We start from the raw sequence: 17,381 nt of genomic DNA, 5'->3' as shown, positions 1-17,381 counted from the left end.
TGCTATCCGAAGTCGTACACCGCGAAGTCCGCCACCGGCCGGTATCCGATCCGCTGGTAGAGGCCGTTGCTGGTCGGGTTCGCCAGGTCGGTGAAGAGGACCACCTCCTGTGCTCCGGCGGCCAGGGCGGCGCGGCTGACCTCGGCCGTGGCGGCGCCCGCGTAGCCGCGGCCGCGGTGGTGGGGCGGGGTGTAGACGGCGGAGACGCGGATCTGGCCGGCGACCCGGGGGGTCGTGCCGGCCATGGCGACGGGGGTGCCGTCGGGTGTCTCCCAGAAGGTGATGCCGCCCTGGTTGATGCGGGCGTCCGCCCACTCGTCGGCGTCCCGGACGGTGCCCGCGCCGACGGCCTCCGCGAACTCCTCGTGCCAGCGGACGAGTCGCTCGCGGTCCGACTCGACGGCGATCCGGGGCCCGCCGGGCGGCACCGGCCGGGGCACGGTCAGGGTGCCGAGCCGGTAGAGCCGCTGGCGCCGGCGGAGTACGGCCGTGGCTCCCGTGTGCCGCTGCCAGGCCTCGACGAAGGCACCGGCCGTGTCCCGGTCGGCGCTCACACCGGGCAGGGGCCGCCCGAGTGCGGCCAGCCGCGCGGCCAGGGTGTCGGCCTCCTCGACGGTCAGCGAGGTGAGGTTCAGCCAGTGCGGGGGCGTGCGGAAGAACGCCGCCCGGACCGCCCCGTCCCGCTCCAGGACGCCGAACTCCGGTACCCCCTCGCCGTACACGTGCGGTCCACGGGTGCGCAGCGTCTCCGTGACGGTCAACGGGACGGTGTGCAGCGCCGGCTGGGAGCGGAGGAAGCCGCCGGCGCGGGTCAGGAAGTCGTCGAGGCCGTGGGTGAGGTGCCAGGTGTCGGACGGCATGCCCCATGGTGCCGCGCCGCGCCCCGGGGGCGCCTGCGTATTACGCTCCGGGCTCCGCATACGCGTCCGGTTCGGGGTCCGTCGCCAGTCGTGCGTGCAGGTGGGCGTCGCGGAAGGCGTCGTGCCGGTCCTCCTGGAAGACCGCCCCTCGCAAGGTGCCCTCGTAGGCGAATCCGCACCGATCGGCGATCCGGCACGAGGCGTCGTGGCCGACGGCGTGGTCCAACTCCAGTCGGTGCAGGCCGAGTTCTGTCAGCGCCCAGCGGGTGGCGAGCAGCAGGGCCCGGGTGGCGACGCCCTGGCCACGGGCCTCGGGCAGCACCCAGTAGCCGACGCGGGCGACCTTCAGGTGGTACTTGATCTCGTTGACGCCGATGTGCCCCAGGGCCGTACCGCTGCGCGCGTCGGCGACCCGGAACGACATCGACGTGCCCTCCGCGGCGCTCTGGGCCCGCGCGAGCAGCGACTCCCTGGCGCTCCTGCGGTCCGTGACCGGCCTGAGCGGGGTGTTCCAGCGCCGGAACTCCGGATCCCGCAGGCCGCGCAGCCACGTCTCGACGTCGGAGCCGGACGCCGCGTCCCAGGGGCGGAGGTGGAGGCCGAGGCCGTGCAGTTCCGTGGCTGGGGGGCCGGTCCGGGACCGGTCGCGTATCGGGGGCATGAGGACATTCAAGCGGGTGGGCCCGCGCTGTTCACCCGAGTACGGCTCACCCCGTGGCGGCCCCCGGCGCGACCCGGAACACCGGGACGCCCGCCCGGAACACCACCTCGAGTTCCACCCCGGCCGACAGCTCCTCCGCCCCCACGACCTCCGTCATCATCCGCGGCCCCTCGGCCAGGTCCACCACGGCGGCGACGTAAGGTGTGCGCTCCGCGAAGGGCGGCAGGTCGTTGCGGTGCACGACGGACCAGGTGTAGAGGGTGGCGCGGCCGCTCGCGGGTTCCCAGATGACGTCCTCGCTCCAGCAGTGGGGGCAGAACTCGCGCGGGTAGTGGTGGGCCCGGCCACAGGCCCGGCAGCGGCGGATCAGCAGCCGGCCCTCGGCGGCGGCCTCCCAGTACGCCCGGGTGAAGGTGTCGGGCTCGGGCAGGTCGAAGCGTCGCTCCATCAGAAGAGCCCCAGCGCGCTGTCCAGCGACCAGGTCTGCCAGGACATCCCGAACAGCCCGACCACCGACATCAGCGCCATCATCGAGTTCTGTCCCTGCTCGGCCACATCGTGGATCATGAGGGTGAAGTAGAGGGCGTTGAGGAGGAACCCGCCGGCCAGGGCGATCGGGGTGAGCAGACCGGTGATCAGGCCGAGGCCGAGGGCGAGTTCCGCGTAGACGACGACGTACGCCATCACACGCGGGTGCGGTGCGACGGCCGCCTCGAAGCCCGAACGGACCGCGCTCCAGCGGTGCCCTGCCGCTATCCCCGCCGCCCACGTGATGCCGGTGCCACGCTCGAACCAGGCCTTGCGGTCCTTGTGCCGCCAGCTCTCCAGCCACCACAGCCCGAGCCCGATCCGCAGCACGGCCAGCCACTGCGGGCCGGTGAGCCAGATCGTGTCCATGAGATCTGACGGTACGTCAGATCTGCCGATGCGCAAGACCCGCGACCACCCGGCCCCACCCCGCCCCCCTCCCGCCTCCGAAGCCGTAATCAATCCGAAACCAATTCCGGTCTTGACCGAGACCCATCAAGCGGACCTCTGGCTACGCTCGCGCTCATGGCCGAGTCCACAACGCCCCCACACTCCTCCCCGCATCCCACACCGGACCGCCCCGTCTACGTCATCGGCGGCGGCCCCGGCGGCCTCTCCGTCGCCCACGCGCTGCGCGCCCGGGGCGTTCGGGCAGTCGTCCTGGAGAAGTCCGACCAGGTCGGAGCGTCCTGGCGCGGCCACTACGACCGGCTGCGTCTGCACACCACCCGCCGCCTGTCGTCCCTGCCCGGCCTGCCGATGCCGCGCCGGTTCGGGCGATGGGTATCACGGGACAACGTGGTGCGGTACCTGGAGAAGTACGCCGAGCACCACCGGCTGGAGGTCGTCACCGGCGTCGAGGTGTCCCGCGTCGAGCGGGCGCCCGACGGCACGGGCTGGCTGCTGCACGCCACCGGCGGCCGGGAGCTGACCGGCGCGGCGGTCGTCGTCGCCACCGGCTACAACCACACGCCCCGCGTGCCCGACTGGCCCGGCCGTGACTCCTACACCGGCGAGTTCCTGCACGCCCGCGAGTACCGCAACGGCAAGCCCTACGCGGGCCGGGACGTCCTCGTCGTCGGAGTCGGCAACACCGGCGCCGAGATCGCCGTGGACCTCGTGGAGAGCGGCGCGTCCCGGGTCCGGCTCGCGGTGCGCACCGTTCCGCACATCGTGCGCCGCACGACCGCCGGCTGGGCCGCCCAGTACAGCGCCGTCCTCGTACGACGGCTGCCGGTCGGCCTCGTCGACCGGCTCAGCCGGGTGCAGGCCAAGGTGGCCGTGCCCGACCTGTCGGCACACGGTCTGCCACGTCCCGGCACCGGGCTGTACACCCGGGTGAAGCAGGGGGCGATCCCGGTGCAGGACGTCGGCCTGATCGACGCGGTGCGCAAGGGCAGGGTGGAGATCGTGGCCGCCGTGGAGCGCTTCGAGGACGGCGGCAAGATCGCGCTGACCGACGGCACCCGGATCTCCCCGGACACCGTGATCGCCGCCACCGGATACGTCCGCGCCCTGGAGGGCCTCGTCGGCCACCTCGGCGTCCTCGACGCTCGCGGCACCCCCGTCGTCCACGGCGCCCGCACCCCGGAGACCGCACCGGGCCTGTACTTCACCGGCTTCACGAACCCGATCAGCGGCAACCTCCGCGAGATGGCGCTCGACGCGGTGAGGATCGCCAAGGCGGTGGAGGCGCGGACCCCTGGCGCCAGAACGCTGGATCGCGACACTGGCACCAACTTCTCTAAATAGTGGCTAATTGACCTTCCATTGGGAAAACTGGGGATCCGACGAGTCTGTCTTGAGAGTCCAGAACTCTCCCCTCCCAGGAGGTCGGCGATGAGGCCACTGACCGACAACCCGGTCGGCGAACCGGACGACGACGCGTTCGGCTTCATGCCCTATGTCCGGGTCCTGCACGAGGCCGTGGCGGAAGCCGACCCCCTGCCGCTGACCGTCGGGGTGTTCGGGGCGTGGGGGACGGGCAAGTCGAGCTTCCTGAGCCTGTGGCAGGGCATCTTCGACGAGGGGAAGGACCGGACCATCTGGTTCAACCCCTGGAAGTACGACCGCAAGGTCGAGGTCTGGGCGGCCCTGCTGCACACCATCCTGGCCGAGATGGAGCAGGAGGAGCAGCTGAGGGAGAAGGTCGGCCGGCTGGCCCGCGCGGCCACCTGGCTGTCCATGCGGGCAGGGCTCGGCACCGCCGCGTCCCTCGCCACCGGCGGTGTGATCAACGGCACGCACGTCAACGAGATCCTGGACACCTTCTCCCAAGCGGATTCCGCGGAGTACCGCCAGGTCAACGCCTTCGAGCATGACTTCGCCGACGCCGTGAACGAGTTCGTGGGCCCCGACGGCCGACTGGTCGTCTTCGTCGACGACCTCGACCGGTGCACCCCGGACGCGGCGGTGACCGTGCTGGAGTCCCTGAAGCTGTTCCTCGGGGAGTCCCGGTGTGTGTTCGTCCTCGCGTTGGATCTGGATGTGGTGGCGGCGGTGGCCACGAAGAAGTTCGGCGAGGCCCTGGCGGGCGCGCCCGGTTACGCGGCCGCCGGCATGGAGTACCTGGACAAGATCGTCCAATTGCCCTTCTTCCTGCCCGACGTGGAGTTCCAGACGCTGCGGGCATCGCTCTCGCGGTATGTCGGACAGGAACTCGCGGACTCCGGGGCGTTCTGGGAACTGATCCAGGTGGGGCTGGGCACCAATCCGCGCCGCGTGAAGCGCTTCTTGAACGTCCTCAACCTGTCCGCGCTCGCCTACGCCCCGGCGAACGGCGGCCCTCTGGACCGGCGCACGCTCCTCCAACTCGCGGAGCTGCTCATCATCCGGACCCGGCACCGTGCGTTCTTCCACCTGCTCACCGAGCAGCCGGGGGCCTGGCGGGCGCTGGAGGGCTACGCCACGTCGGCCATCGTGAACCCCCGGCAGGAAGCCACGTTCAGACAGCGGCTGGACCCGCGCCTGGTGGGCTTCACGAGCGACGACAAGCTGATGCGTCTGCTGCAGACGGGACCGGGCGTCTACAACGACCATCCCGCCGCACCCGACGGCGACCAGGTCACCAGCATGATCAGCACCCTGCGGCGCACCGCGGGCCCGGACGACACGGCCGGGACCGACCCCGTATGACCCAGCAGGGGACCGGTGGCGCGGACCACCCGCGCCACTCGGTCTCTGACCGGTCGGGGGGCGAATCGGTCGACGGGAAGCGGTGTGGACCGATGTCCGTCACGCATCCTCCCGTGCACCCAGTTCCTGACGTACCGTCAGTTCTGTAATCTGATACTGCGTCACCTCACTGACCGGTGCAGTCAGACACAGGAGCGGGGCGGATCGATGCTCGGATCAACCCACGGCGCCCTCACCACCGACTCCAGCCGGGCACGCGTCCTTGCGTGCGGGGAGCAGCCCAGACTCATGGCCCACGGCCGCCCCGACGAGCCGGCGGCCCTCGACGTCAGCGGACGCCCGCTGCACGCCGACGTACCCGACCTGGACCGCTTCTTCCGCCCCCGGTCCGTCGCCGTGATCGGCGCCTCGGACGCCGAGGGGCGCCCGAACACCGGCATCACCCGGCAACTGGCCGACTGGGCCGAGCGGGTCGGCGCCCGGCTGTATCCGGTGCATCCGAACCGGCCGTCGGTCTTCGGCATCCCCTGCTCCCCTTCCGTCAGCGACCTGCCCGAGCAGGTCGACCTGGCCGTGGTGCTGGTCGGTGACCCGCTCCCCGTGGTCGAGGAACTGGCGGAGGCCAAGGCGCGGTTCGCGGTCGTCTTCGCCTCCGGTTTCGCGGAGACCGGCGAGGCCGGCGCGGCCGCCCAGCGGCGGCTGGCCGGCGTCGTCGAGCGGTCCGGGTTACGGCTGCTGGGGCCCAACACCAACCTCAACGCCTTCGAGCGGTTCCGCGACGACCTCGACGGCCCGGCGATCGCGCTCATCACCCAGTCCGGTCACCAGGGCCGCCCCGTCTTCGCCCTCCAGGAACTCGGCATCCGGCTCTCCCACTGGGCCCCGACCGGCAACGAGGCCGACCTGGAGACCGCCGACTTCCTCTCCTACTTCGCCGAGCAGCCCGAGGTCGGCGCCATCGCCTGCTACGTGGAAGGGCTGAAGGACGGCCGCTCCTTCCTGCTCGCCGCCGACCGGGCCGCCCGGCGCGGCGTGCCGGTCGTCGCGGTCAAGGTGGGCCGTACCGAGACCGGCGCCCGCACGGCCGCCTCCCACACCGGCAAGCTGACCGGCGCGGACGACGTGATCGACGCGGCGATGCGCCAGTACGGCGTGATCCGGGTGGACGGCCTCGACGAACTGCAGGACACCGCAGCCCTGTTGGCCCGCGCCCGGCCTCCCCGTGCGGAGGGCGTCGTCGTCTACTCGATCTCGGGCGGCACGGGCGCCCATGTCGCCGACCTGGCGGCCGAGGCGGGCCTGGGGCTGCCGGTCCTGTCCGAGGCCAAGCAGGCCGAGCTGCACCAGTGGATACCCGAGTACCTGAACGTCGCCAACCCCGTCGACAACGGCGGGCACCCGGTCGGCGACCACCGCGGCCGGAAGATCATCGACGCGATCCTCGCCGACCCCGAGGTGGGTGTGCTGATCTGCCCGGTCACCGGGCCGTTCCCCCCGCTCAGCGACCGGCTCGTGCGCGACCTGGTGGACGCCGCCGAGGAGACGGACAAACTGGTGTGCGTGGTGTGGGGGTCGCCGGTCGGCACCGAGCCGGCGTACCGCGAGGTGCTGCTCGGCTCGTCCCGCGTGGCCACCTTCCGCACCGTCGGCAACTGCCTCACCGCCGTCCGCGCCTACCTCGCCCACCACCGCTTCACGACCGCCTACCGCTCCCCCTTCGACGATGCCCCGCGGACCCCGTCGCCGTCCTACCGCAAGGCACAGGCCCTGATGCGGCCCGGTGAGCAGCTGAGCGAGCACGCCGGGAAGCAACTGCTGCGGGCGTACGGCATCCGGGTGCCGCGCGAGCAGTTGGTGACCAGCGCGGCGGCGGCCGTACGAGCCGCCGGGCTCGTGGGCTACCCGGTGGTCATGAAGGCTTCGGGCGCCCGCATCGCGCACAAGACCGAACTGGGCCTGGTGAAGGTCGGCCTGACCTCGGCCAGCCAGGTCCGCGACGCCTATCGCGAGCTGACCGACATCGCACGCTACGAGGGCGTCTCCCTGGACGGCGTACTGGTCTGCCAGATGGTCGAGCAGGGCGTCGAGATGGTCGTCGGCGTCACCCACGACGACCTGTTCGGACCGACGGTGACGGTCGGCCTGGGCGGCGTACTCGTCGAGGTTCTGCGCGACACCGCCGTCGGAGTACCGCCCTTCGGCGAGGAGCAGGCACGGGAGATGCTCGCCGGGCTGCGCGGGCGGGCCCTGCTCGACGGGGTCCGGGGCCGCCCGCCGGCCGACCTGGACGCCCTGGTCGAGGTCGTGCTGCGCGTGCAGCGCATGGCGCTGGAACTCGGGGACCGGCTCGCGGAGCTCGACATCAATCCGCTGATGGTGCTGCCCCGGGGGCAGGGCGCGGTGGCCCTGGACGCGCTGGCGGTGTGCCGCTGATGACGGAGAACGGAGTGCTGCACACGACCGGCGGCCACGTCCTGTTCCTCACCCTCAACCGGCCCGAGAGCCTCAACGCCCTCACCCCCGGCCTGCGGGACGAGATCATCCGGCTGCTGTCTCAGGCGTCCGCGTCGGCGGAGGTACGGGCTGTCGTGATCACGGGGACGGGCCGGGGTTTCTGCGCCGGTGCCGATCTGCGCGGCACCGGCACGCCCGGCGCACGTGTCGCCGGGGACGTGGCACGCACCCTCCGCACCGGCGCCCAGCGCCTGATCGCCGCCGTCCTCGACTGCGAGAAGCCGGTGATCGCGGCGGTGAACGGCACGGCGGCCGGCCTCGGCGCGCATCTCGCGCTCGCCTGTGACCTCGTACTGGCGGCCGAATCGGCCCGCTTCATCGAGGTGTTCGTACGGCGCGGTCTGGTGCCGGACGGCGGCGGTGCCTACCTGCTGCCCCGCCTCATCGGCCCGCAGCGGGCCAAGGAGCTGATGTTCTTCGGCGACGCGCTCACGGCGACGGACGCCGAGCGCCTCGGCCTGGTCAACCGGGTCGTCCCCGACGGCGACCTGGACAAGACGGCCCGCGCGTGGGCCGAACGCCTCGGCGCCGGCCCGACCCGCGCCCTCGCCCTGACCAAGCAGCTCGTCAACACCTCCCTCGACGCCGACCGCGCCACCGCCTTCGCGGCGGAGGCCGCCGCGCAGGAGATCAACATGACGACGGCGGACGCGCGGGAGGGCGTACGGAGCTTCGTGGAGCGGCGGGACGCGGAGTTCAGAGGCCGTTGACCCTTCCTATTTGACGATCCGTCAGTTTCAATCGTGGGCGTGATGGGACAAGCAGGGATGGCGGAGGCCGCCGTCCGCTACCTCCGGTCGGTCCGCGCACCGGCGCCCGTCGAGGCGCTGCCACGGCCCGACTTGCGGTGCGTCACCGAGGACGAGCGCGCACCGGTCGACCCGCGCGAGTTCCGCCGCGTCCTGGGGCACTTCCCGACGGGCGTTGCCGTCATCACGGCACCTCCCGCCACCGCCACCGACTCCCCCGCCGGTTTCGCCTGCCAGTCCTTCACGTCCCTCTCCCTGGACCCGCCCCTCGTCGCCTTCATGGTCGGCCGTACGTCGACGACATGGCCACGCATCGCCCGCGCGGGCATGTTCTGCGTGAACGTCCTCGGAGCCGGCCAGGACGAGCTGTGCCGGGCCTTCGCGGTCAGCGGCGCGGACAAGTTCGCGGGCGTGCCCTACGACCCGGCACCGGTCTCCGGCTCACCCCGCCTGTCCGGCGCGGTCGCCTGGATCGACTGCGCGATCCAGGCCGTCCACCCCGGCGGCGACCACCTCATCGTGGTGGGCCGGGTGAACGCCCTCGGCACGGCCGCCGACGACGACCCGGACGGCCCGCTGCTCTTCCACCGAGGCCGCTTCACCAGGCTGAGGCACCCGTAGCGGAGCATGCCGCTGAACCCGGAACTGAAGCCCCTGGACGCCCAACCGGGGCCGATCCCCGCCACCCCAGACCCTTGACCTCAACCTTGCTTGAGGTCGGACACTCGTCGCATGGAGATCACAGAGAGCGGCACCATCCTCTTCCGCAACACCATGCGCGTGACCGACGGCCACCTCGACGACTTCCGGCAGGCGATCACGCGGGCGGTCGACTTCGCTCGAGCGCACGGACCCCAGCTCATGGTGGAGGTCTTCATCGACGAGGAACGGATGCTGGCCCACAGCTTCCAGCTCTACCGCGACTCCGACGCCATCCGCACCCACTGGAAGCTCTCGGACCCGTACATCCGCGAGGTGATGAAGCACTGCACCGTTCAGCACTTCGAGGTGTTCGGTGAGCCGGACGACGACATCGTGGCGGCCCTCAAGACGCCCGACAGTGAGTCCTTCCCCTTCGCCGTCTCACCCCGACTCACCGGATTCAACCGTCTGCTGACGACCGACCCGGGAGAACCGCCTGCCCGGCCACCGGCCGCCGCCGGATGACCAGCGCCATCAACGCCGCCGCAGCGCACAGCGCCCCCGAGGCGTACCACATCACGTCGTAGGAGCCGAACGCGTCGCGGGCGACGCCGCCGAGGAAGGCGACGAGGGCGGCGCCCACCTGGTGGGAGGCGAGGACCCAGCCGAAGACGATCGCGCTGTCCTCGCCGTACTGCTCGCGGCACAGGGCGAGGGTGGGCGGGACGGTGGCGACCCAGTCGAGGCCGTAGAAGACGATGAAGAAGATCATCGGGGGGTGGACGGCGGGGGCCAGCAGGAAGGGGAGGAACAGCAGCGACACGCCCCGCAGCGCGTAGTACACCGCGAGCAGCCGGCGCGCGTCGAAGCGGTCGGTGAACCAGCCTGAGGCGATCGTGCCGACGACGTCGAAGACGCCGATGACCGCGAGGAGCGAGGCGGCTGCCGTGATGGGCATGTCGTGGTCGTGGGCGGCGGGCACGAAGTGGGTCTGGATCAGGCCGTTGGTGGAGGCACCGCAGATCGCGAACGTGCCGGCGAGCAGCCAGAACGGGCCGGTGCGGGCGGCCGAGAACAGGACGGACAGGGTCCTGCGGGCGGCTCCGGGGACGGGCGCGGGCTTGGGCACGAAGTCCTTCGCGCCGTACGGCTTCTGGCCGACGTCGGCCGGGTGGTCGCGCAGCAGCAGCCAGACGAACGGCACGACCGCGAGGGCCGCGAGCGCGACCGTCACGGCCGCCGGGCGCCAGTCGTACCGGTCGACGATCCAGGACAGCAACGGCAGGAAGATCAGCTGGCCGGAGGCCGACGCGGCAGTCAGGATGCCGCTGACCAGACCGCGCCGCTCGGTGAACCAGCGGTTGGTGACGGTCGCCGCGAAGGCCAGCGCCATGGAGCCGGAGCCGAGGCCGACCAGCAGCCCCCAGCACAGCATCAGCTGCCAGGCAGCCGTCATCCACACGGTCAGACCCGAACCGAGGGCGATCACCGTGAGCGCGACCGCGACCACCCGGCGGATGCCGAAGCGGTCCATCAGGGCCGCCGCGAAGGGAGCCGTCAGACCGTACAGCGCGAGGTTGACGGAGACGGCGGCGCCGATCGTGCCGCGCGACCAGTCGAACTCGTCATGGAGGGGGTCGATGAGCAGCCCGGGCACGGAACGGAAGGCGGCGGCACCGATGATCGTGACGAAGGTGACGGCGGCGACGAACCACGCCCGGTGCACGCGCCTGCGGCCCGGCTTCGACGGCTGCTGTACGACGGCGGCTTCGCTTGTCTGGGTCACGACATAGAGCTTCGGGCCACCGGCCGGCTTCATCGAGTGGCCCGGAGGACAGCATTCGTTATGATCGGGCCATGGCAGCAGCGTCCCCGCCATCGGCGGGCTTCCGTCCCCACCGCGTCGTGGTCCTCGCCCTCGACGGGCTGCTCCCCTTCGAACTGGGCATCCCGCACCGCATCTTCGGCCGCCCGAAGGACGCCCGGGGACGGCATCTGTACGAGGTCGTGACCTGCTCGGTCCGCCCGCCCGGGCCGGTCGAGACGGACGCCGACTTCACCATCCACGTCGCGCACGGCCCACAGGCCCTGGCCACCGCCGACACGGTGATCGTCCCGGCGTCGTACGAGCTCGGCCAGGTCTACGAGGAGGGTGTGCTGACCGACGAGCTGGCCGCCGCCCTCACCCACCTCCGCCCCGGCACCCGGCTCGCCTCCATCTGCACCGGCGTCTACGTCCTCGCCGCCGCCGGCCTCCTCGACGGCCGCCCGGCCACCACCCACTGGGCCGACGCCGAGCGCCTCCAGCGGCTCTTCCCGCGGATCGAGGTCGATCCCGACGTGCTGTTCATCGACGACGGTGACGTGCTGACGTCCGCCGGTGTCGCGGCCGGTATCGACCTGTGCCTGCACATCGTGCGCCGCGACCACGGCGCCGCCGTCGCCAACGAGGTGGCCCGCCGTACGGTCGTACCACCGCACCGCGACGGCGGGCAGGCGCAGTACATCGCACGGCCGGTGCCCGATCCGCAGCAGGCGTCCACGACCGCCGCCCGCGCCTGGGCCCTGGGCCGCCTCCACGAGCCGATCCAGCTGCGCGACATGGCCGCCCAGGAGGCCATGTCGGTCCGCACCTTCACCCGCCGCTTCCGCGAGGAGACCGGCGTCAGCCCCGGCCAGTGGCTCACCCAGCAGCGGGTCGAACGGGCCCGGCACCTGCTGGAGACCACCGACCGCTCCGTCGACCAGGTGGCCTGCGACGCCGGCTTCGGCACGGCCCAGTCGATGCGCCAGCACCTCCAGGCCGCGCTCGGCGTCACTCCTACCGCCTACCGGCGTACCTTCCGGACCGGACGGGACCGGGCAGCGGCTCTCGGCACATGAGCCCCAACCCTCAGAACGTGAACACCCCTCAGAGCGCCGGTACCCCTGAGCCGGTACCCCTCAGAACGTCAGCACGCCGCGCGCCACCCGCCCCGCCTCCGCGTCCCGCACCGCCTTCTCGAAGTCCTCGACCGGATAGGTCCTGGTGACCAGTTCGTCGAGCAGCAGGCGGCCCCCGCGGTACAGGTCGGCGTACAGGGCGATGTCACGCTGAGGGCGGGAGGAGCCGTAGCGGCAGCCCAGGATGGACTTGTCCAGGTACATCGACGAGACGCGGAACGACGCCTCGGCCGTGGCCGGGGGCACGCCGAGGAGGATCGCCTGGCCGTGCCGGTCCAGGGCGTCGATCGCCAGGCGGATCAGCTCCACCCGGCCGACGCACTCGAAGGCGTGGTCCGCGCCCGTGGGGAGGATGTCCCGCACGCCCTCGGCCGAGGTGAGGAAGTCGGTCGCGCCGAACCGGCGTGCCACCTCCTCCTTCGCCGGGTTGGCGTCGACGGCCACGATCCGCAGGGCTCCCGCGAGCCGGGCCCCCTGCAGCACGTTCAGCCCGATGCCGCCCGTCCCGATCACCAGGACGCTGTCGCCCCGGTCCACCCGCGCCCGGTTCAGTACGGCACCCACTCCCGTCAACACGCCACACCCGATGAGCGCGGCGGACGGCAGCGGAACGTCGTCGGGGATCCGGACCGCCTGGACGGCCTTCACGACCGTCTGTTCCGCGAAGGCGGAGGTGGCGGCGAACTGGTGGACCGGCTGCCCGTCGAGACGGAACGGCCGGCCCGGGCGGCCGATCGCCTGCCGGCACATCGTCGGCCGCCCCCGGTCGCACTCCGGGCACGCACCGCAGTTCGCGAGGGTGGACAGCGCGACATGGTCACCGGGCGCCACATGGGTGACGCCACCACCCACCGCCTCCACGACCCCCGCCCCCTCATGGCCCAGCACCACGGGAACGGGGAAAGGTATGGTCCCGTCCACCACCGACAGATCGCTGTGGCACAGCCCGGCCGCCCGGATCGCGACCCGCACCTCACCCGGCCCCGGCTCCCGCACCCGCAGATCCGTGACGACCCGGACCTGCTTCCCGTCGAAGATCACGCCTCGCATCACACGGCTCCCTTGGGCTCCCTGGGCAGACCGAGCACCCGCTCGGCGATGATCGTGCGCTGGATCTGGTCCGAACCGCCGTAGATGGTGTCGGCCCGGGAGAAGAGGAACAGGTGCTGTGCCTCGTCCAGTTCGTACGGCGACGAGGCCGACCAGTCCGCCGGGCCGGCGCTCGCCGCCGCGCCCCGCACCAGCACCGCCAGCTCCCCGAGCCGCTGGTGCCAGTCGGCCCAGAGCAGCTTCGCGACACTCGGGGCGCCCGGGTCGCCCGAACCTCCCAGCGTCCGCAGGGCGTTCCAGCGCATCGTGCGCAGTTCGGCCCACTGCCGCACGAGTCGCTCCCGTACCACGGGATCATGTACCGCCCCCGTCTCCACGGCTGTGCGCACCACCGTCTCGAGCTCCCGCGCGAAGCCGATCTGCTGGGCCAGCGTGGACACGCCCCGCTCGAAGCCGAGCAGACTCATGGCGACGCGCCATCCGTCGCCCTCACCGCCGACGACGTGCTCGGCGCGGGCGCCGTCGAAGAAGACCTCGTTGAAGTCGCTGGTCCCGGTCATCTGCCGGATGGGGCGCACCTCGATCCGCCCGGGCTGGTCCATGGGGACGAGGAGGAAGGTCAGTCCGTGGTGCCGCACCGAGCCGGGTTCGGTTCTGGCCAGCACGAAGCACCAGTCCGCCTCGTGCGCGAGTGACGTCCAGACCTTCTGGCCGGTGACGCGGTACGCGCGACCGTCCGGTTCGCGGACGGCCGCGGTACGGACACCGGCCAGGTCCGATCCCGCGCCGGGTTCGCTGTAGCCCTGGCACCAGAGTTCCTCGCCGGCGGCGATCGGGGGGAGGAAGCGCGCCTTCTGTTCGTCGGTGCCGTGGGCGATGAGGGTGGGGGCGAGCAGGTTCTCGCCGATGTGGCCGGAGCGCGGCGGGGCGCCCGACCGGGCGTACTCCTCGGCCCAGGCGACCTGTTGGGTGAGGGTGGCGGTGCGGTTGCCGTACCCGGCCTCGGACCAGCCGAGGCCTATCCAGCCCGCTGCTCCGAGGGTGCGTTCCCAGGCGCGGCGGTCCGTCGCGTCCTCGACGTGCGCGGCGAGCCAGTCCCGGGCTTCGTTCCGGAGGTCCTGATCTTCTTGCGTGCATCCGAAGTCCACGGTCGCCGCCTCGATTCAAAGTGACTGCTGCGGAGAAACCCAAGGGGCGCGGGGAACTGCGCGAGAAACCACACCCCGCCCACACCCGCCCGACGACACGTGCCCCCGAGCTACTGGGCGTTCGGCCGCTCCCCTCCGCGAGCGGCCCTCTCCATCTCCCGCAACCTCTCCAGCATGGGCATCGGATCCACCCCCACCGACCCGGGAAGAAACTCCGCGATCCTCTCCACGGTCCACCCGCCGGAGGCGTACGCGGCACGCAGCTCCCTCGGCTGCGCCCACACCGCGATCTTCGCTCCGGCGACCGTGTACACCTGCCCGGTGATCCCCTGCTCCCGCGCCCCGTCGGACAGCAGGTACACCACCAGCGCGGCGACGTCCTCCGGCTCCCCGATCTCCGCCAGTTCCATCGGCACACCCGCCGACATCCGGGTCCGCGCGACCGGCGCCACCGCGTTCGCGGTCACCCCGTACTTGTGCAGCCCCAGCGCGGCGCTCCGCACGAGCGAGATGATCCCGCCCTTGGCCGCGCTGTAGTTGGCCTGCGACACCGACCCCTGGTGGTTGCCGCTGGTGAAACCGATCAGGGTGCCGGCCCGCTGCCGGCGCATCACCGCCGAGGCCGCCCGGAACACGGTGAACGTGCCCTTCAGATGGGTCGCGACGACCGGGTCCCACTCCTCCTCGGTCATGTTGAACAGCATGCGCTCGCGCAGGATCCCGGCCACGCAGACGACACCGTCGAGCCGGCCGTACGACGACAGCGCCACGTCGACGACCCGCTGCCCGCCCGCCATGGTGGAGATGTCGTCGGCGACCGCCACCGCGTCCCCGCCCGCCGCCTCGATCTCCTTGACGACCGCCTCGGCGACCGCGCTGGTCGGCGAGGCGCCGTCGACGGCGACACCGTAGTCGTTGACGACGACCTTCGCTCCCTCGGCCGCCGCCGCGAGTGCGACCGCCCGGCCGATGCCCCGGCCCGCGCCGGTGACGGCGACGACCTTGCCCGCCAAGAAGTTCCCCACGCCCGGCCCCTTCCCGTCCCACAGTTTCTGACGGACCGTTAGATTTCGCGGATGTCCAGATTCTACGACCCGTCAGATATGGGAAGACAACCCCCGGGGAGGACTCATGTCGCTGCCGGACGCGTTCCAGGACATCGCGGGGCGGGTGAACAACTGGGGCCGCTGGGGAGCCGACGACGAGCTCGGCACGCTGAACCTGATCACCGACGAGGTCGTGCGGGAAGCGGCGGCGGCCGTCCGCTCCGGGCGCCGGATCCCGCTCGCGCTGCCCCTGCGGCGCGACGGCGTGCAGACCGGGATGATCCCGGGGCGGATCGACCCGCTGCACGTCATGGTGCAGATCAACCAGGAGCTCTTCGGCCCGGGCACCGTCGCCTGCAGCGACGACGCCGTGACCATGGGGCTCCAGGCAGCCACCCACTGGGACGCGCTGCCGCACGTCTCGCACTCGGGCCGGATCTACAACGGCCGCCCAGCGGACACCATCACCCCGCACGGGGGCGCCGAGTTCAGCGGCATGGAGAAGGTCCGGCAGGTCGTCTCGCGCGGAGTGCTGCTCGACGTCGCCCGCGCCCGGGGCACGGACCGGCTCGACGGCGGGTACGCCGTGACTCCGGAGGACCTGGACGCCGCCGAGGAACTCGCCGGTACGCGGGTCGGGGCCGGCGACATCGTGCTCGTGCGGACCGGGCAGATCCGGCTCTGCCTGGCGGGGGACCGGCACACGTACGCCTATCCGTCGCCGGGGCTGTCGATCCGGACGCCCGAGTGGTTCCACGCGCGCGATGTCGCGGCCGTCGCCGACGACACCCTCACCTTCGAGGTGTTCCCGCCCGAGGTGGACGGACTGTGGCTGCCGGTGCACGCCCTGCACCTCGTGGAGATGGGGATGCCGCAGGGCCAGAACTGGAATCTCGAAGAGTTGTCCACAGCCTGTGGAGAAGCGGGCCGTTACGCCTTCCTGCTGGCGGCGACACCCGAGCCGTTCACGGGCGCCACGGGTGCCCCGGTGGCCCCCGTGGCCGTCCTGTGACCTTCGGCCTCCAGCCCTCGGCCTCGCCGCTTCGCCGGTGACAAAGGCGCCTGTCAGGACGACCGTACCGCCGTCACGGAGGACACCGCCGCCCTGCTCGCCCGCCGTGTCCCCGGTGACGAAGTCGTACCGCCCACCCGCCACCGAGAGCGCATATTCCGCTGGGCCATTCGCGTGACACGACCAGGAGCGCCTTGCCGGTCCCGTGAAGTAGTGGATTACTGAAGGAGATCCAACCGGTGGGCCGCCCATCCTCACCGGGGGATGCGGCAGTCAGAGCACCTGCGGCTTCTCCGGAGAAGCCGGGAGTGATCACGTTGGCATACCGCGATGGGCACCCCTGGTGGGGACTTGGATCCGGTCGGCCGGTGTCGTCTACGGCACCGGCCGACGCGGTCCCGCGGACCGGACGCACACCCCCTCGGCCACTACGCCATCCGGGTGATGTGAATTGACGCCCCCTTGTCACTCCGTTGGCCCTGTGGGTCACTGAGAGTACGAACCGGCGGGCTGCCCATCCCCGTACCGGGGAACGTCGAGGCAGCTCATGCCGGTTTTCTCCTTGCCCAGGGGACAAGATCAGGCCGTCAGCGGCGGCGCACGCCACAACGCGGCGGCGGTCGCCGGATGACTCTCGCCGGTTCCTCGCACGTCTCCATCAACCAGTGAGGAGTGCTCCATGCCCGGCAGCAAGTCGGCCACCAACGTCACCAACACCTCGTCGACCCTGGTCACCGCCGTGGCCCCGACACCCGGATCGCGGCCCCCGCCGTCTGGCCGGCGGCGGTGTCCGCACCGTCCCGGACCGGATTCCTCCGGCCCGGGACGGCTCTCGTCGCCCCTCAGCAAACCCCCCTGCGGAAGGACGGCCGACGGCGGCGCTGCACGCCCCGAGCCCGGCAGCGCGCGCCGCCACCCCGATCCGGTGCTCCACCCCCGAGTCCCCCCGGGCCCTGAGGTGATCGACACCGGATCACGACCCACACTCGCCGAGGACTTCCGCCGCTGAAGCCCTCGCCGTCCCCTCACGGCGAATCGCTACCACAAGCGTGATCAAACCATTACGAGGCGTCAACACCCGTTCGGGGGTTTA

Annotated in this window: 16 protein-coding genes; 8 read left to right on the top strand and 8 right to left on the bottom strand. The window is 71.8% G+C overall.

Annotated features, from left to right (window positions below; translation table 11 throughout):
- Nucleotides 1–2: 2 nt before the first annotated feature.
- The 4 genes from IE97_RS0111925 to IE97_RS0111910 are packed head-to-tail and all read right to left on the bottom strand — an operon-like array spanning nt 3 to nt 2,418.
- Nucleotides 3–860: a GNAT family N-acetyltransferase gene (locus tag IE97_RS0111925; protein WP_030236464.1), complete on the bottom strand. Its 858-nt coding sequence runs from the start codon at nt 858–860 to the stop codon at nt 3–5.
- Nucleotides 861–900: 40 nt separating this feature from the next.
- Nucleotides 901–1,521 carry a GNAT family N-acetyltransferase gene (locus tag IE97_RS0111920; protein ID WP_030236460.1) on the bottom strand — a complete coding sequence of 207 codons (621 nt, stop codon included), beginning with the start codon at nt 1,519–1,521 and terminating at the stop codon, nt 901–903.
- 46 nt (nt 1,522–1,567) lie between these two features.
- On the bottom strand, nt 1,568–1,969 hold the full coding sequence (locus IE97_RS0111915; protein ID WP_030236456.1) for a Zn-ribbon domain-containing OB-fold protein: 402 nt from the start codon (nt 1,967–1,969) through the stop codon (nt 1,568–1,570).
- Nucleotides 1,969–2,418, bottom strand: a complete 450-nt coding sequence (locus tag IE97_RS0111910) for a hypothetical protein (protein WP_030236453.1) — start codon at nt 2,416–2,418, stop codon at nt 1,969–1,971. Before IE97_RS0111910 ends, IE97_RS0111915 begins: the two co-directional genes overlap by 1 nt.
- 156 nt (nt 2,419–2,574) lie before the next feature.
- On the opposite strand from IE97_RS0111910, the gene IE97_RS0111905 reads away from it, so the two are divergent.
- The 6 genes from IE97_RS0111905 (at nt 2,575) to IE97_RS0111880 (ending at nt 9,614) form a co-directional block, all read left to right on the top strand.
- Complete coding sequence (locus IE97_RS0111905) at nt 2,575–3,801, top strand: flavin-containing monooxygenase (RefSeq protein WP_030236448.1); 1,227 nt, start codon at nt 2,575–2,577, stop codon at nt 3,799–3,801.
- A gap of 87 nt (nt 3,802–3,888) precedes the next feature.
- Nucleotides 3,889–5,184 carry a KAP family P-loop NTPase fold protein gene (locus IE97_RS0111900; RefSeq protein ID WP_030236445.1) on the top strand — a complete coding sequence of 432 codons (1,296 nt, stop codon included), beginning with the start codon at nt 3,889–3,891 and terminating at the stop codon, nt 5,182–5,184.
- 207 nt (nt 5,185–5,391) lie between these two features.
- A complete protein-coding gene (locus IE97_RS0111895) occupies nt 5,392–7,617 on the top strand; it encodes an acetate--CoA ligase family protein (protein ID WP_030236442.1) in 2,226 nt (741 codons plus the stop codon).
- On the top strand, nt 7,617–8,408 hold the full coding sequence (locus IE97_RS0111890) for an enoyl-CoA hydratase/isomerase family protein (protein WP_030236437.1): 792 nt from the start codon (nt 7,617–7,619) through the stop codon (nt 8,406–8,408). The genes IE97_RS0111895 and IE97_RS0111890 overlap by 1 nt, the downstream gene beginning before the upstream one ends.
- 42 nt (nt 8,409–8,450) lie before the next feature.
- Complete coding sequence (locus IE97_RS0111885) at nt 8,451–9,068, top strand: flavin reductase family protein (protein ID WP_078603191.1); 618 nt, start codon at nt 8,451–8,453, stop codon at nt 9,066–9,068.
- Nucleotides 9,069–9,179: 111 nt separating this feature from the next.
- The gene (locus IE97_RS0111880) at nt 9,180–9,614 is read left to right on the top strand and encodes a hypothetical protein (protein WP_030236431.1); all 435 of its coding nucleotides are present in this window, start codon (nt 9,180–9,182) and stop codon (nt 9,612–9,614) included.
- On the opposite strand, the gene IE97_RS0111875 is transcribed toward IE97_RS0111880, so the two are convergent.
- Nucleotides 9,550–10,875 (bottom strand): MFS transporter, encoded by a 1,326-nt coding sequence (locus IE97_RS0111875; RefSeq protein WP_030236417.1) that lies wholly within the window; start codon nt 10,873–10,875, stop codon nt 9,550–9,552. The genes IE97_RS0111880 and IE97_RS0111875 overlap by 65 nt on opposite strands.
- Before the next feature lie 71 nt (nt 10,876–10,946).
- Here IE97_RS0111875 and IE97_RS0111870 point away from each other — a divergent pair, with 71 nt between their 5' ends.
- On the top strand, nt 10,947–11,972 hold the full coding sequence (locus IE97_RS0111870) for a GlxA family transcriptional regulator (protein ID WP_030236413.1): 1,026 nt from the start codon (nt 10,947–10,949) through the stop codon (nt 11,970–11,972).
- Between the two features lie 60 nt (nt 11,973–12,032).
- Here the strand turns inward: IE97_RS0111870 and IE97_RS0111865 are convergent, their stop codons facing one another.
- From IE97_RS0111865 to IE97_RS0111855, 3 genes are all read right to left on the bottom strand, one after another.
- Nucleotides 12,033–13,082 carry a Zn-dependent alcohol dehydrogenase gene (locus IE97_RS0111865; protein WP_030236409.1) on the bottom strand — a complete coding sequence of 350 codons (1,050 nt, stop codon included), beginning with the start codon at nt 13,080–13,082 and terminating at the stop codon, nt 12,033–12,035.
- A complete protein-coding gene (locus IE97_RS0111860; RefSeq protein WP_037844238.1) occupies nt 13,082–14,230 on the bottom strand; it encodes an acyl-CoA dehydrogenase family protein in 1,149 nt (382 codons plus the stop codon). The genes IE97_RS0111865 and IE97_RS0111860 overlap by 1 nt, the downstream gene beginning before the upstream one ends.
- Before the next feature lie 110 nt (nt 14,231–14,340).
- Nucleotides 14,341–15,255, bottom strand: coding sequence for an SDR family NAD(P)-dependent oxidoreductase (locus IE97_RS0111855; RefSeq protein WP_030236402.1), 915 nt, complete (start codon nt 15,253–15,255; stop codon nt 14,341–14,343).
- Between the two features lie 106 nt (nt 15,256–15,361).
- On the opposite strand from IE97_RS0111855, the gene IE97_RS0111850 reads away from it, so the two are divergent.
- A complete protein-coding gene (locus IE97_RS0111850; protein WP_030236398.1) occupies nt 15,362–16,288 on the top strand; it encodes a cyclase family protein in 927 nt (308 codons plus the stop codon).
- Nucleotides 16,289–17,381: the final 1,093 nt, after the last annotated feature.

It is taken from the genome of Streptomyces sp. NRRL S-455, from assembly GCF_000717875.1.
GTDB lineage: Bacteria > Actinomycetota > Actinomycetes > Streptomycetales > Streptomycetaceae > Streptomyces.
This window is presented reverse-complemented; position numbering and strand designations above follow the sequence as displayed.